Source organism: Paenibacillus sp. FSL H8-0283 (assembly GCF_045040675.1).
Lineage (GTDB): Bacteria > Bacillota > Bacilli > Paenibacillales > Paenibacillaceae > Paenibacillus > Paenibacillus amylolyticus.
The window spans coordinates 5,005,824-5,018,846 of the sequence record NZ_CP150295.1; the positions used below are offsets into that span (position 1 = coordinate 5,005,824).

The 13,023-nt window shown below is 40.5% G+C and carries 16 protein-coding genes and 2 pseudogenes; 2 read left to right on the forward strand and 16 right to left on the reverse strand.

Annotated elements, in window-relative coordinates; genetic code table 11:
* Nucleotides 1-45: 45 nt before the first annotated feature.
* Nucleotides 46-522: a DUF6790 family protein gene (locus tag MHI52_RS22175; protein ID WP_026080959.1), complete on the reverse strand. Its 477-nt coding sequence runs from the start codon at nt 520-522 to the stop codon at nt 46-48.
* Nucleotides 523-945: 423 nt separating this feature from the next.
* Between MHI52_RS22175 and MHI52_RS22180 the strand changes: the two genes are divergently transcribed.
* Both MHI52_RS22180 and MHI52_RS22185 read left to right on the forward strand, forming a co-directional pair.
* Entirely contained in the window at nt 946-1,371 is a 426-nt protein-coding gene (locus MHI52_RS22180) for an Rrf2 family transcriptional regulator (RefSeq protein ID WP_036668516.1), read from the forward strand.
* A gap of 110 nt (nt 1,372-1,481) precedes the next feature.
* Complete coding sequence (locus MHI52_RS22185) at nt 1,482-2,339, forward strand: SDR family oxidoreductase (RefSeq protein WP_339283592.1); 858 nt, start codon at nt 1,482-1,484, stop codon at nt 2,337-2,339.
* Nucleotides 2,340-2,526: 187 nt separating this feature from the next.
* Here the strand turns inward: MHI52_RS22185 and MHI52_RS22190 are convergent, their stop codons facing one another.
* The 15 genes and pseudogenes from MHI52_RS22190 to MHI52_RS22260 form a co-directional block, all read right to left on the reverse strand.
* Nucleotides 2,527-3,084, reverse strand: a complete 558-nt coding sequence (locus MHI52_RS22190; RefSeq protein ID WP_405157635.1) for an RNA 2'-phosphotransferase — start codon at nt 3,082-3,084, stop codon at nt 2,527-2,529.
* 13 nt (nt 3,085-3,097) lie between these two features.
* Complete coding sequence (imm48, locus tag MHI52_RS22195) at nt 3,098-3,538, reverse strand: Imm48 family immunity protein (protein ID WP_339283596.1); 441 nt, start codon at nt 3,536-3,538, stop codon at nt 3,098-3,100.
* 179 nt (nt 3,539-3,717) lie between these two features.
* On the reverse strand, nt 3,718-4,557 hold the full coding sequence (locus MHI52_RS22200; protein WP_405157636.1) for a nucleotidyl transferase AbiEii/AbiGii toxin family protein: 840 nt from the start codon (nt 4,555-4,557) through the stop codon (nt 3,718-3,720).
* A 94-nt stretch (nt 4,558-4,651) separates the two neighbouring features.
* A complete protein-coding gene (locus tag MHI52_RS22205; RefSeq protein WP_339283598.1) occupies nt 4,652-5,233 on the reverse strand; it encodes a hypothetical protein in 582 nt (193 codons plus the stop codon).
* A gap of 203 nt (nt 5,234-5,436) precedes the next feature.
* Nucleotides 5,437-5,910, reverse strand: coding sequence for an SMI1/KNR4 family protein (locus MHI52_RS22210; RefSeq protein ID WP_339283599.1), 474 nt, complete (start codon nt 5,908-5,910; stop codon nt 5,437-5,439).
* A 378-nt stretch (nt 5,911-6,288) separates the two neighbouring features.
* Nucleotides 6,289-6,765 (reverse strand): SMI1/KNR4 family protein, encoded by a 477-nt coding sequence (locus MHI52_RS22215; protein WP_253502125.1) that lies wholly within the window; start codon nt 6,763-6,765, stop codon nt 6,289-6,291.
* A gap of 61 nt (nt 6,766-6,826) precedes the next feature.
* On the reverse strand, nt 6,827-6,901 hold the full coding sequence (locus tag MHI52_RS22220) for an HNH endonuclease (RefSeq protein ID WP_354437613.1): 75 nt from the start codon (nt 6,899-6,901) through the stop codon (nt 6,827-6,829).
* 117 nt (nt 6,902-7,018) lie between these two features.
* Nucleotides 7,019-7,186 (reverse strand): hypothetical protein, encoded by a 168-nt coding sequence (locus tag MHI52_RS22225; protein ID WP_165789964.1) that lies wholly within the window; start codon nt 7,184-7,186, stop codon nt 7,019-7,021.
* A 367-nt stretch (nt 7,187-7,553) separates the two neighbouring features.
* Entirely contained in the window at nt 7,554-8,030 is a 477-nt protein-coding gene (locus MHI52_RS22230; RefSeq protein WP_253502128.1) for a DUF6985 domain-containing protein, read from the reverse strand.
* Nucleotides 8,031-8,050: 20 nt separating this feature from the next.
* A pseudogene (locus MHI52_RS22235) lies at nt 8,051-8,143 on the reverse strand (HNH endonuclease); the annotation flags it as partial.
* A 314-nt stretch (nt 8,144-8,457) separates the two neighbouring features.
* Nucleotides 8,458-8,913 carry a hypothetical protein gene (locus MHI52_RS22240; RefSeq protein WP_100528555.1) on the reverse strand — a complete coding sequence of 152 codons (456 nt, stop codon included), beginning with the start codon at nt 8,911-8,913 and terminating at the stop codon, nt 8,458-8,460.
* 17 nt (nt 8,914-8,930) lie between these two features.
* On the reverse strand, nt 8,931-9,899 hold the full coding sequence (locus MHI52_RS22245) for a hypothetical protein (protein WP_253502134.1): 969 nt from the start codon (nt 9,897-9,899) through the stop codon (nt 8,931-8,933).
* A gap of 18 nt (nt 9,900-9,917) precedes the next feature.
* Nucleotides 9,918-12,020, reverse strand: coding sequence for a hypothetical protein (locus MHI52_RS22250; RefSeq protein WP_253502138.1), 2,103 nt, complete (start codon nt 12,018-12,020; stop codon nt 9,918-9,920).
* Nucleotides 12,021-12,160: 140 nt separating this feature from the next.
* On the reverse strand, nt 12,161-12,628 hold the full coding sequence (locus MHI52_RS22255) for a DUF6985 domain-containing protein (protein WP_253502141.1): 468 nt from the start codon (nt 12,626-12,628) through the stop codon (nt 12,161-12,163).
* Nucleotides 12,625-13,006 (reverse strand): annotated as a pseudogene (locus tag MHI52_RS22260) (HNH endonuclease); the annotation flags it as partial. The gene MHI52_RS22255 and the pseudogene MHI52_RS22260, both read right to left, overlap by 4 nt.
* Nucleotides 13,007-13,023: the final 17 nt, after the last annotated feature.

The window sequence follows — 13,023 nt, forward strand, 5'->3', positions numbered from 1 at the left end:
TTTAATTGAGATTCAAGCTGTGTAAGGCAAAAAATCAGTTACAGCTTAGTGCATTACCCAGATTCCACCAGCCAATACGGAGAGAACCGTGATAAACGTTTGATACACCACATCCATAATGAGATTCCCGATACTGTCTCCATCTGCCTTGCGATTTTTAATCATGACATAAGTATGTGACCAAAGACCACTTAATCCGTATATGTACATCGTTACCAATACACCAACCCAAAAGTTCCCTTGGAACCAGATGGCCATAATCCCCATAACTCCAAGCCCTACCTGGGAAAAACCGTATTTAACCTGAAATGGTCCACCAGGCCATCCTAACATTTTGGCTGTCTGATCCGCTCTGGCAATGTTGACAACATAACCAATCACTCCAACCAATCCAAACGTAACCACAAACTGATGAAGCAGCAACACCCTGCTAATCTCGCTCATTTCCCCGGGAAAACCTAACACATATAGGTGTACTCCCCCTGAAATTAGACCTAACAACCATAGAACCAAAAACCACATGCCTGTCCCACTCCCGCCGTTTGTTATTTGGAATCATTTGTAACTAAATGTACAATCTTGTAGTTAAACACATTATATAATCGCTTTTACATTTGTCAATTCATACATAATTTTCTAGTTTGTCGAAGCTTTTGTCATTTTTCTTCTTCTGTACGCAAACAAGAAAACCATATAGTTCCATTTAACTTGAAAATAATAGGAATTTAGCCCTATTATTACATTAAAAGGTTTGAAACCCACTTCTTTTTTAACGCTCCAAAAGAACCACAACTCATTTATTTGACATAGGTGATAGTTCAATTATCATCTGTTTGATCATCTACGATTCCAGAACAACAGCAACTATCCATTAAAATATAATATAAAGGAATTGACATCCAATCGCTTTGTAACTATTATAGTTACAACGGTGGTGATTATCCCATGAGACAAATCAGCAGTCGCTTTTCCATTGCGGTTCATACCCTGTCCCTGATCGCTGTTATGCCCAATGAATGCACCGGAGATGTGATCGCGCAGAGTGTGAATACAAATCCCGTGATTATTCGGCGGATTATGTCCAAGCTGAAACAGGCTGGACTGATTGACGTCAGACCCGGTGTGGGAGGTGCTTCCTTGTTGAAAGATCCAGCCGACATTACCCTTCTTGATGTATATCGAGCGCTTGAGGTCGTGGAGGATGGGGAATTGTTTAACTTTCACAAACATCCGAATCCGAAATGTCCGGTCGGCAACATGATTGAACACACCTTGCGTGCCGAACTCATTGAGGCTCAGACAGCCATGGAACAGCGCTTGAATCGTGTAACCATACAGCAGATGATGGATCAGATTCATGTCTCTGAATAACAAAGCTCATTATGAGCTTTTTTTAACCCTTTCGTTGTAATCACACCTGTTATAACAATTTTGATTACATCCATATGCAAACAAAACACATATCCTAGGAGGAAAAGAAAATGAAAATTTTGGTTACTGGCGCCACAGGTCATTTGGGTTCACTGGTTGTAGAGGCATTGTTGAAAAACAATTCTGCCAAGGATGTGGCAGTAAGTGTACGTAATCCAGAGAAAGCGGAAGCACTCCGCACTCAAGGGGTTGACGTGCGTCATGGTGATTTCGATCAACCGGAGACGTTGGAGAAAGCTTTTGCCGGTGTAGACCGTCTGTTGCTCATCTCAACTGATGGTGACAATGAAACGCGTATTCGCCAACATCAGGCTGCCATTGACGCTGCCAAGAACGCAGGCGTGGGTTTCATCGCTTATACAAGCGTTGTGAATGCAGAGAAAAATACCCTTTCCCTGGCGGAAGTTCACCGCGCTACAGAAAAAGCTATTCGTGAATCCGGCATTCCGTATTCCTTCCTGCGCAATAACTGGTACCTGGAAAATGAAGCAGGCAGTGTGCAAGCAGCTACCCAAGGTGCACCTTGGGTTCATGCCACCAACAACAGCCAAGTAGGCTGGGCTACCCGAAGTGACTACGCCCATGCTGCTGCAGCTGTTCTCGCAGGAGAAGGACATGAGAATACCGTATATGAATTGTCCGGCAAACTACGCACGCAAGCTGAACTGGCTGCCATTGTTGGTGAAGTGCTTGGGCAGGAAATCAACGTGCAAAACGTGGACGATGCCGCTTACGTTGACATCATGAAAGGTGCAGGTCTACCGGACTTTGTCGTATCGATGCTTGTTGATATGCAAAGTGCCATCCGTGAAGGCGCATTGGCTGTAGAGAGTGATACTTTAGAGAAATTGCTTGGCCGTCCGGCTCAGCCACTTAGCGAAGGTATTAAAGCAATTGTAGGCAAGTAAGTTTTGAATATGAGAAAGGGACACACCAACAAATGTTGGATGCGTCCCTTTTTTGGTGTAGCTAACGATCAATACAACGATACACCAGTTGTACGGATGACCGTACACTCACCGTTGATTGCGACTGCTGCGATTTGAGCTTGGTATTTATGCTGTCCACAAGAGTTCATCACTCATTGGTCACTGCTCACTGCTCAAGAATATAACGTGAGGGAATATGATCGGCCAGCCAGATATTTTCGTTTCCATGATAAAAAAGGATTCCGTCTGTGGCCGCTTGAGCAGCATTGATTTTCAAAATGACAGGCTGATCATCCCGTCTTCGTCCCACCTGATTGGCCGTATCGATATCTGCGGACAGATGTACATATTGCCTTTGCCGCGGCTGTAAGCCATGTTCCATAATAGAATTCACTGCGCGTGCCGGGGTTCCATGGTACAGGGTTTCCGGTGGCTCAGCAGATATCTTCGATATCTTAAGGGGCGTCGAATGTCCATACAATGCCCGGATGCGGCCAGAACGGATTTCATGTCTCTTTTTCTCCGAGGTTTGAATCATCTGCTCCAGATCGGCTTGCGTGACTTCCTTCCAGTACGGACTTTCATGTAAAGCCACCAGCAATTGCGAGATCTCCACCCAACCCTCTTCGTCCAGTTCCAGCTCATACTCCCATGGTGCATGTCGCAGAGCGTATGAGAGTTCCTTGCTTAATTTCATCAGATCCAATGCAATCATCTCCCACATCTATTAAAACCGTCTATTTTTGCGATTGAACCGCTGTTAAAATCTCCTGAATGTTACGTTCCAATCCTTCATCGTTTTCCTGGTTGAATTGGCGGTGTCCATCAATCCCACGTTGGATAATCGTGTTCATTACCGGATGAACCTCACGATCGGAAGCCACCCGAATCAGATCGTTGGCAAAATCAACCGCCTGCTGTTCACTGTAATTAAATGGTTTAATCAGCATCCGAATGCTCAAGGCATGGGCCTGCGGCTCCGCCAGCTGATCCCGATGAGTGATGCCATACACCGCGCCAAAACCAAAAGCAGCCATGACCTGACGCTCCAGTTCTGTTGTCTGTTCCAAAGGCGTGCCAATCAGCTCACACATTTTGTCCACCATCTGCTCCAGCTCGTTTGCTGCCGCAGCCAGAATTACGTCATTAATATCGTCAGCGTTGATAAAATCAGTCATATTGGTTTTCTCCATTTCTGCACCGTATTTGATCCATTCTCTCAGACTCTATGAGAACATTGTATCGGAGTTGGGGTGTTCGTTTCAAATTCATCTACGAATAAAGGCGAAGTGAATGCTCCCGAAGCAGTTTTCTTACAGAAAGCTTTTAGGTCTGCTTCTTCAGTGCATGAAGATCTTTATGTATGCGTGGGGCAACTTGGTAAATGTTCATATGCGTCACTGTTAATACCAACGTGATTCATCGTTTGGCGCAGCTCCGATACAAATTCCATAAAATACACTTCAGGACTACGGCTTCCGGCATAATACTGCAAGTCATAATCGTAATTTAACCTCGAAAATACATCATGCAGATCGTCAACCAGTATCTTTTTCATATCCTCTCTCGTAATAGCTGGGTCCATGCTGCACTCGTTGGCCAGGGTCTGCATTGTCTCCTTGAGCGCCTGCTGATCGTATAACGGGTTAGACAACAGATGCTGCAAATCATACAAGTCTTTAAACCTGGGCCTCACTATCGTTTGATGCAGCTTCCATGCAATTTGGATGGAGAGTGGTACAGTGTAAGGAACGACAAAAGCTTCACCAACCATGGGTTGGTAGGATAGAGTAACAGGCTTCTCATCCAAGTCGAGGTTAAAAGATATATCAAGATGCAGTTCATCCTCATACTCATTTTCATTCCTTGGTTCACTATCAATATAAAAGGCAAGCTCCGTGTTCACCGTAGGAAAATCATCCGCCATCGCGTAGTCTATTCTTCTCCAGAAGGCATTCTCCCGAAAGCTTCGGAATATGATACCGTCATTCAGGTCCATCTCCGTTACCCGGATCATCCAGTCTGTAAATACTGCATTGGCCTGATCCTCATTCTCAATTCGACCTGTATACAGAAAGTCGATGTCATCCACATAACGAATATTGGGATTCTCCAAATACTGTCTTGTTAATAAGCTTCCTTTTAATACAAATGGACTATTCACTAGAGAAGCGCGTTTTAATAGAGCTTCTAACACAACAATGAATCTCTCATCCTCATTTAGGAGGTGCATTTTTATGTTTTTTTCTGACACTCGTTCTCCTCCTCCATTCATCGTACTCAACATCCAATTAGATCCATCCACGATCCAGTTCTTCCCGGCTGTCATAGATGCACAGTTCATATTGCTGTTTTAACAGTTCGATCTTGTTCGTATGCAAAATGGTATGGATCTCTCCCACTCTACGATAAAAATGTTCTGCACTCTCATATTCACGGACCGTTACGAATCTCACTTTGCCATCTGCATTAAGTGAGTTCCGTGAGATATGTCCGCCCGAATCCGCGCACAGTTGCTTCAATACGGCCACATCATCCACATATACCTTTCCGTGCCATTCGAAATAAGGCTTGGACTGTGCCAGCATCGGCTGATCAAAATACGTTTCTTCCTTAGCCGGAATTTCCACCTTCGTCCGAACAACTGTGAATCCGTTATCCCGAAACTTCGCCCCAACTTCTTCAATAACATTCTTCACTTCTTCGTAATTCGTGCTATGTAGAATGCCTGTAATCATTGGCTGATTAATATATTCACCTTTGTCCAAGACGATCAACACGGGCTTCACGTTCTCTTGATTACAAATGTTGATAAAGGTCTCTTTCTCGTTCTGCTTCAGATCACGCATGGTTACATGATATTCAAATTCCATCAGGTCACTTCCTTACTGATTTTTGTCATCTCTCATTAGACAGATCTCTCTTCTATCTTCTGTTAATTCTCCACTCACATCGCTCAACTCAAATATTTCCACAGATCTTCTTTCAGTTTTACAATTCACGTTCAAAACGCACACCTAATTTCTCTACAAGATACTGACAACTGGGGCATTCGTTAACATGAACTAGGAGAACTTTATTTACTCAGCAATTCAAAAAATTCTAATATATTGGTCGCGACTTTTTGTGTCACAGGAGAAAACTCCTCTGACTCTTCATGAAACCAAATAACTACAGTAGGCTCTTCTGTTTCTCTAAAATCCAAACAAATAAAATCTCCTGAAAAAAGCGCTGCAATAGGAACTACATTCATTCCCACTAAATCTTCATTATCAGTTAATCTATCACCTATTTGCGTAATAGTAACTTCAATTTCATACCATCCATTAATAGGATCAGACTCACTGTCATCCAATATACATAGAAATTTTTCTATTATGTATTCTTGCTGATTCATACTAAACATATTTGTGATTGGTACAGCTCCGTTATGTTCCTTAATAAAGTGCCTATAAGATTCAGGGAATGAAACTCTCAAGCTTCGCTCAACTGCATCTAATAAATCATCGCCTGGTAATGGAACGACAATCGTATTAACATCCATTCTCATATGCTTCACTTCCCATTCTCATCTTTTAACACATGCCCCACCACATGGACTTTAACCAGGAAGATCAGAATCCCCTAACAACAACTTCCTTTCGTACACACCATTAGTATAAAACTGGATATGATGCTCTTACTACCATTTGGAAACTCAAAATAACTCGATTCCATTTGAGTGTTGTCGTCATCATTTTGGCATAGGAATCTGAAACAGGCTCTCCTGTATAGGGGTGAACTCCCAGCTCAAACAAGCACACCTTTAGGTAACAGATGTAACAACTATAGCCATTTCATCAAACTATAAAAAACTTACTCCTGACTCATTGTTCGAGTAGGAGTAAGCCTTTTAAAGGTTGTCATATAATTGCATTATAGGAAGAATCTATTCTTCTAGCATATCAAGAAAACGATTAACATTATCTGCAATTTTTTCTGTAACTGGGTCATACTCATCTGACTCCTCATTATACCATATACAAACAACTGGATCGACTTTACTTTCAGTATAGTCTAGACAAACAAATTCTCCTGCAAATAGAGCTGCAATTGGTACTAATTCAGCACCTGTCATATCTCCATCAGAGAGTATCCTTTCATCCAATTGACTGAAAACAACCTTGATATCATACATACCTTTATCATGCTCGCTTGGCTTGTCCAATAAACAAAGAAAACGATCAACCACATATCTATTCGATTTAAATTCAAAAAATCTAGTTATTGGAATAGATCCATTGCTTTCCGATATAAAATCTATAAAATCTTTAGGAAACTCGATTTCAAAATTCTCTTCTACACGCTTAATTAAATTACTACCTGGAAGCGGATAAATTATACTGTTATTTTTTATTTTTAACATATTTCACCTCTCAAATTAATGTCTTGGGGCGTCTGCTCAATGTCCCTTTGTTCTTCCTCCATTATGCTTTTGCAATATTATGAATACCAAAAGGTACAAGTTGCATCAATCCGCTTTCCTCATTATGGTGACAAATTGTTCTTCTGGTTGTACTTTATTTGGTAATCTAGCGTTCAGTCACTTGAATTGTACAACCTCTGTTGCCTTCAAAAGTAAAGTTCCTTGGTAATATATCTTCATGCAATACTACACTTCATATCGGAGATTTCAAACCTTTTAATTTCTTCACTTTAACTGTCGGGAAAACCGCTTCGTACTCCTCAATCGCCATGAACAGTGGCTCTAGCTCTGGTGGCAGATTCGCTACATGAACAGGCGCTTTGTTGCTGCCCTCCTGTTGCAATAGGCCAGCTCGTACCATGGCCTCCCCTCCAAAATGGGTGAGAAAGCGAACATAACAAAAAACAGATCCATTATGGTGGTATCTGAACATAATCGACCCGTTCAACTTGATGCTATTAAGTTAAGTAGGGGATAAAATTTAAGCGTTGATGTGCGTACAAACAAAATGAAGAAATCTCTATACAGGTACTACATAGGTTAAGTATGGGATTAGTTAAATGATGGCTTTATTTGGTACTGGGTGGGGGTTACTTCATTAATCGCCGCCATCTATATCAGAAAATGAAAAAGACTACAACACGGCCGGCTAACTCGCATTGTGGCATTATACGATCTTGTTGCTGGGGTTATAAACCAAGTTTACACTAAGTCTTTGACAGCCCCTGTTAAAGTACAATATCTTGAAGACCCACTTCTATTACTTCTTCATTTTCAACACCAATACCCAATCCGTGTTCTTGTTCCCAAGTGCAATCACATAATATCCCTACTCTTCTAATACCATCCTCGAAATCATATCTTATTAGCAAACCTGTAGGCGTAACAAGTCTCCCTAACTCGTCTATTGATGAAATCTTTGGAGCAATTTTTTCAACTTCTTCACTATCACTTTGCATTGCTCGATAATCTTCAAAGTTCTCTAAATAATACTCTAAAATCTTATCTTCGCTTTCCTTTACTATGCTAGGCATATTCGCTTTGAATTGCGAAAAAGCATCCCGTTGGTTCGGAGTAATTTCTTCATTCTCTTCGCCATAAATATTCAAAAGTATTTTTCGTTTTTCTCCAAATATAGTTATCTCTGTCGTCCCTATCCATAAATCTTCATAAACAATTTCTCCAAACAACTCATCTTTTTTCATTTTTAGAGTATCGTCCTTTCTTATTTAACTTCACTTACACCACCAAGGTGTCCAAAATTAGAATTAACACTACTCGGAACCAATTGTATGGTTTTCCCATCATTAAGTTCATACTAAGTATACTTGTTTTTTTGTTCTCCATATTGCCATTTCAGCCTTGCCCTTAAAATTAAATTCCGTATCCAGGCCTCTTTTGCATCGCATCATTTTATCTTTCACATCATACGATATGTAGTCATGAGAAACCCGGACTCCTAGCTGTTCATCCAATTTTTTTGTCATTTTTCATATAATTCTTAATGACTTTATGTATCATATGGTTGATCAAAGTTTTGACTTTTAAAACGCAAGATTAACCCTTTCTAAAAAACCTCAAAACAAATAAGCTCCAGACAAATAACTGGAGCTTATTTGTTTTATCTTTGAACTAAATATACAACTGGATATGACGCTCTTTTTCAGGAATATCTTCATCTTCTAATAAATCCACTTGAGTTAGCGCACCCTCATGCTTAAGTTCAGCGATGAACAATGCATAGAAGTCTCCTGCTGTCGGATAGGAGAATAAACCATATCCTTTTCGAGAAATTAACTTGTTCACTTCCCTTATTTTCTCAGGGAGATATTTGTAGTCAAACTCTCCTAACTCTTCTAGCTGATCTGCAGTTCCCAATTCGATATCATAGGCATACTCATAGTCTAAAATGTAATTGACGATTTCCTGATCCACTTCTCCTTTGTAGTCCAGAAATAAAAACCGTTTGGTCGCTAAGCCATGATTCAGCATACTATAATACGCCAGTGATTCATCCGGATCATTCAAAATCATGTCGATATCCTCTGTATTATCAAATATTAACGGCACCAAATCTTCATCTGCCATGCAATCTTCCTCCTCTCCTACTCAAACAGAACTCCATGGTGGTTCGGGATATACTCAGGATAGTTTTTCCGATAAAAATCATCAATCATTCGTAGAACGGGGTCCCACTCTGGATACGGTTCAGGATCTTGAATATTCATTTTAGCCTCCGGTGAGTTCATCAGGAAATCATCAAAATGACTTGGATTGGGCAGACCTTGTTTTTTTCTCACATGAAGCAAATACAAAATTTCATAAGGATAGAAAGCGTAATCATAATTACCAAATTCAAGCGATTTCCCTAACTCCGATGCAAGCATGGAATGATGTTCGGACATTCTTCCAATTAAACGTGTAATTTCATCCAATTCAGGCGTATTCCATTGTTCCAATACTTCTCTGTAGATTCCAAGTTCTTCTGGAATCAAGCCACATGGCTGTTCCCGATCTGTTAATGCGGATTTCACAGCCAAGTGAACATATTTATTAGTTCCTTCAATTTCTTGCTTGGTATGTTGGAGATATAACTCTAGTAAAAACCAGATATGTTGATTCCAATCATTGGCTTCCATTAAATTATCTCCAAGATATTTGACTATAAAATCAAAAAATATCTGTTCCTCCTTCGCCCATCCAAATAAATTGAAGTGAACTAATGATACGATGCTATTTTGAAAAGAATAATCAATTACTTTCATCTCAGGATAACGATCTTTATAAATGTGCCTGCACATACATTGATAAAAAGTTACTTGCTGTATGTGTTTCAACCCCATAGGATTTACCCCTTCTTTAATTAACACTTCATTTTTCCATACTTCCAACCAATAAGAAGATATTTTGTACATTCTATTCAACAATTTGTGATCTTGATCTACTGCATTACTTTCTACCAAAGAAACAATCTCAAGTTTAGCTTCATCATATTTAGCTTGAACATCATTCAAACCGTCATCAAAGTTTTTGACATAGCGCTTGTATGCCATTTTCATTTTTTTCACATTCATTTATAGTCCCCCTAATTTTCAATTTATTTCCTTACTCCAATCTTTTACTTTGACGACATCTACCCCAAAACCTACGGATGTTTTAGAAATATCCACTTCAACCCTAATATAATCAAATTTCAATCCAGGATAATCGTCAATTAGCTTTTGAAGTTTCTCTTGAAAAACAGAAAAACTTTTATTTTTACGGCTTGACATCACTTCAAAATATTTTGGACCACCGAGTTTTTGCTCTGTTGGATAGTTGAAATTTCCCCACTCGGAAGTCTTAGCCTCAATCATGGTTAATTTAGGAGGCGGACCCTTGGACAAAAAGGCTCCATCTATTCCGTTCCTACCAACTTGAAATTGATCGGAAATATCCTTACCCAGATTGTTGTTTATTGCGATTTTTTTCGCAACTTCCTCGCCAAAGTCACCCTTATCATGATCATAATATTTTTTATTATCGATTTTTCGCTCATACCCTTCTACACCGGATAAATCAAATTTACTACTTATATCATCTGGAGTATCTAGTTGATTGGCCAGCTTACTTCGTTCTCGTTTTAACTTCTTAATTTCTTCTTCACTGGCCCCTACTTTTTCCTTAATTTTAATTTTCTGATCCAGATCGTCAAGTTCTTGTTGGATTTGCTTTTGACTCTTTCCTTTTTTCTTTTTCAGATTGTCATTAGTATTTGGTTCTTTTGTATCATTTGGTTTCTTCGTTTGTTCGCTAGGGCTGCCCTCGTCCTTCTTCGTGGTTGTAGACGGTTTCCAAGTGTTCACTTCATTCGGTGTTTTATTGTTAACTGAATTCGAACTTTCTGGCTTTGTTCTTGCATCTTTGAGTTTCGTACTTGAACCATTTTGTTTAGTCCCTGTACTTGAAGAACTTGGTTTTGAGTTTGCTGGCTTGTTATTTCCAGATGAACCGGTTTTTACAGTCTGCTTCGAAGATTCAGCTGCAGTCTTGGGAGGGTTCCCAGAGTTAGGACTCGTTTCAGTTTCAGCTTCTGTTTTACCACCAGAACTTGCTTGTCCCGTTTTTTTCGACTTATCCCCGCTCCAATCGCTTCCTCCACCAGAAACGATCCTCATTTTCTGACCGTCTGTCCATTTCTTCTTTGCAAATGTCGCTGCTGTTTTTAATCCGTTACCAACAACTTGCATGACCTTTCCTTCAATGTCTGGCGTCCTGACCCTTAGATTACCACCAATCATCGTTCCGTTCTCTATTAAATCGCGATGCATTTCATAATCGTAGATCATCTCTACGAATTTCTCATCGCTAATCGGATTGTAAATCAACTGTGTCAGATATTTCATCTGTTCCAATGTCAGGTCCTGACGCAACCAAAAATCGTAATCTTTTACTTCCTCGACGGTAATATTATGATATATGCCCGCCCTGTCTAATGCCCATGAAATTTCTTGGTAATAGGGCGAAAAGAAGGTTTGATGTTGAACATCGTCTTTCTCCACACTCTTGAAAAATTCCAGCGACACCTGCAGGTCACGTTGGGCTTTTTCATGCGCCCACTTCTCACGGAAGTAACTCGGAATCTGCTCATAAGCAAGGCTAATCTCCTTGTTCTGTTGTTCCAACTTCTTAAAGAAATCGGTCACCGAAGTCGATGTAGTCAACTCTTTGGCGGCCGTCAGCATTTTACCCAACATCGTCCATTTTGCTTCGTTCTCCTGCTGTTGCAGCTCAGCAAAACCATTCGTAAATCGGTCCAGCAAATTCAGAGCCGAAGGCTTGAAGGAGCCTATCTTCGGCACGCTCGCGATGAGACCCGTGGCAACGGCAGCAATGCCTACGCCGATGGCTGTCTGGGCAGCAATCCCCCCTAGAGCTCCCAGGATCGGAATCATAGCAGTGATGGCCAATGCAGCTCCAGCCAACGATCCATCTTTCGGGTTCGTCGTTGATGCCTGCGTCACTCCAGCAGCCTCTGCGGCTGCTGCGGCCTGAGCCGCTTCGTACTCCTCAATCGGCATCAGCGGTGGCTCCGGCTCCGCAGGCAGATCCGCCACATGAACAGGTGCTTTGTTGCTGCACTCCTGTTGCAATAGACCTGCTCGTACGTTGGCCTCCCCGTCCAAAATGAAGCTACCACCCCACCAAGCAACCATTAGTTATTTTCGACACGCAAAAAGCTCTCTAACTCATAAATCAAGTAAGAAAGAGCTTTTGAATGTTAATCAAATGTTTGAATCATTTAATGTTGGGTTCGTTGGATATGGTTGTGCTATACGATTTAATTAGCCTGGTATCAAATTGCAACATCTTGGTATCCTACATCAGCTATTTCTTCATCTAATAAACGCAACCCTAAACCATTCTCTGAATCCCATGTACAACTAAAAAGAACTCCAATGTCACGTTCTTCATTAATGTCTCCATACGGAACAACAATCCCCTCTAAAGTAATCATCTTCATCAGTTGAGTTGTTGTTTCAACTAATGGATAATTCTCATTAAACGCAACATCATAACCCAATTCACTTCTTTTTTGTATGTAATAATCCAAAATAGGTTGTAATAAGTTAAATTGCACTTGTTTCCAATCTTGTATCAATGATTGATATGCCGAATATTGTTTTTCATCAAATCTTCCATCTTCATCTCCATCAATCATCAATGTAATTTCAAGTTCTCCTCCGAATAATTGAAACATAGTCTTCCTAGTCCAACCATAGTTATATTCGAGCCCTCCAAAAACAGGATCATTTTTTATCATTGTGTACTCCCCTCTTTATTGTTTATTAGAAATCCCCCAGGTTCAAACGCTCCTGCATTCATTTCTCCCACACCTCCAAGATGCCCAAAAGTACTATTCATCTTTGTAGGTACTAACTGCATTGCTTTAACATCATTTTAATTCGTGCCATGTTAGTTTATTTCCATCTCGATAAATCTTTATATCTTTAGCAGTAATTTCACCAGACTCCATACCAAATTGGCGTGCTATTTCAGGAGAATTATTAAGTTGTTCAGCTAACCTTTGATCTGATTGAGCAAAATTAAATCTTCTCGCCGCTCCTCCGTATGTGCCCTTTCCACATAACATATACTCAATTTGCACTTATGCTTTAGCTAATGGTGAAAGACCAGGGATCAGACAAATGAAAAAGC